Consider the following 2,280-nt stretch of genomic DNA (forward strand, 5'->3'; position numbering starts at 1 on the left):
ATATACCCTAAAACTTCTTCGCTAGTAATTATTGGTTTTACATCTAACCTTTTTGGAAAATGACCAAACTTTTCTTTATATACCCAACTAGACCATCCGGGTTTAAACCCTTTTTGTAATCCGTAATAACGCACTTCTGCTAAAAACCTTTTTTTGATGCGATCATTCCAAAGCAATGCGGCCTTTAGTGAGGTTCCTGACCCCTATTACGGAGGTGTGGACGGATTTCAGAAGGTTTATGAAATCCTTGACAGTTCTTTGGACGGTTTCATAGAAGCTCTTGAAAAAAATCATACCGAAATAACTAATAGGTAATTCGTCCGGCATTCTTTTTATCACCATGCCGGAGCGTTTTAACGGAAATTAATTTTCAAGCAGCCACTGCACCAAGTCTGGACTCCTTTGTTCGAGAATTAGATCGGCCTCCATCCTACGGTAATGATCCAACTCTGCCACCGTAGGATTCTTAACGGTAATTAATTTAATACCTCTTTTTATCCTTACATGAAAAATATCCCTGAAAGCTTTGGTAATTTGATCATCAGTAAGTGAGATTGTGTTGATTACGATATTTATATGGGCAGCAGCACTTTGGATCAATTGAATTTCTGCGTTGATATCATCTGCTACATCATAAATATATTCAAAATGAAAACCTCCCAACATGGAGAGATCCCTTATCCTAAGTTCAATAAGGCACAGGTTATTTTTTATAATGGTAATTGGAATTCTTGGGGCTTGCCCAAATGGACCTATAACTGTACCCGGCTTGTCAGGGTCTAAAAATGATTGCACATACAGTGAAATACCATGTTTACTTAGGGGTTTAATGGTCTTAGGATGAATCACACTGGCTCCATAGTAAGTCATCTCGGCCGCTTCTTCAAAATCAAGGTATTCAAATTTGACCGCATCAGGAAAAAGGTCCGGGTCACCATTCAAGATACCTGCTACGTCTTTCCAAATGGTAACTGAAGAAGCCCCAAGGCTAACACCCAATATAGCGGCAGTAAAATCTGAACCTTCCCTGCCGAGGGTTGTGGTGTTTCCTTGAAGATCCTTTCCAATAAAACCTTGAGTGACTACTGGAAAACTTTCCAGCTTTGGAATAAGGGCTTTTCTACAGTGCTGCATCGTTAGTGCCCAATCTACCTTGGCCATTTTGGTATGGGAATCTGTGCTAATTAGCTCTCTTGCATCCTGCCAAAGACATGAACAGCCAATCAAACAAAGGTATTCTTGAATTATCCTAGTGGAAATCAATTCACCATAGCCAATGATTTGGTCATAAAAGAAACCTTGGTTTTCTTTTATCGAAGTATTTTCCAGGCCACGGTGCAATTGAGCAAAATGATTTTCTACCCTTGAAAAGATGGAATGGCCTTCTTCAAATAAACCTTTGCATAGGTCCAAATGGTACTCCATCAAGTCCATTAATGGCCCGTTAAATTCCTTATTATCAAAAGATAGGCTTATTAACTCTTCCAGTCGATCAGTCGTTTTACCGGCTGCAGAAACAACTATTACCAAATTATTTACCCATCGACTTTTGAGTAACTGTGCAATTCTCTGAATTGCTTTGGCGTCTTTTATGGACGCACCACCAAATTTATAAACCAAAGGTTGTATCATGAAAATAGAAAGGAAAAAGTAAATTTTTAACGATAATCTATTAACTTCAAAGGTATGAAGACACAACCTTACAAACAAGATACCCAGAACCTGGCATATAATGTTGGGGTTACTTTGGATAGATTTATCAAAAGCAAACAAGAAGATTTTCCATTTGCATCGGGTGAATTATCCCAATTATTGAGAGACATTGCCTTGGCGGCAAAGATTGTTTCCAGAGAAATAAGCAGAGCCGGTTTATCGGATGTAACCGGAGCTTTCGGGCAGATAAACGTTCAGGGTGAAGAGCAACAAAAATTGGATGTGATAGCTGATGTTAGGTTCACCAGAGCCCTTACCAAAGGTGGAGAAGTTTGTGCCATAGTCTCTGAGGAAGAGGATTTGGTGATTGATTTGCAAAATAGTAAAGGTAAATACGTAGTCGCTATAGACCCATTGGATGGCTCTTCAAATATAGATGTAAATGTTTCAATAGGTACTGTGTTTTCCATCTATAGGAGGGTTACTCCTTCAGGATCACCTATTCAAGATGTGGATGTATTGCAAAAGGGCAGAGAGCAAGTAGCTGCAGGCTATGTGTTGTATGGCTCTTCTACAATGTTGGTATATTCCACAGGCAATGGTGCCAATGGTTTTACTTATGAACGT

At 39.3% G+C, this 2,280-nt stretch carries 3 protein-coding genes; 2 read left to right on the plus strand and 1 reads right to left on the minus strand.

Translation table 11 applies throughout. The annotated features are described in order from the left end of the window. The first annotated feature begins 156 nt into the window (after positions 1–156). A complete protein-coding gene (locus tag AAC037_RS23645; protein ID WP_339906100.1) occupies positions 157–315 on the plus strand; it encodes a hypothetical protein in 159 nt (52 codons plus the stop codon). Positions 316–363: 48 nt separating this feature from the next. Here AAC037_RS23645 and AAC037_RS23650 read toward each other — a convergent pair whose 3' ends face one another. After that, complete coding sequence (locus AAC037_RS23650; RefSeq protein WP_339906101.1) at positions 364–1,632, minus strand: aspartate kinase; 1,269 nt, start codon at positions 1,630–1,632, stop codon at positions 364–366. A gap of 54 nt (positions 1,633–1,686) precedes the next feature. Between AAC037_RS23650 and AAC037_RS23655 the strand changes: the two genes are divergently transcribed. Next, positions 1,687–2,280: class 1 fructose-bisphosphatase (locus AAC037_RS23655; protein WP_339906102.1), on the plus strand; the 594-nt coding region annotated here is incomplete at its 3' end.

Origin of the sequence: uncultured Cyclobacterium sp., from assembly GCF_963976465.1 — a bacterium.
GTDB lineage: Bacteria > Bacteroidota > Bacteroidia > Cytophagales > Cyclobacteriaceae > Cyclobacterium.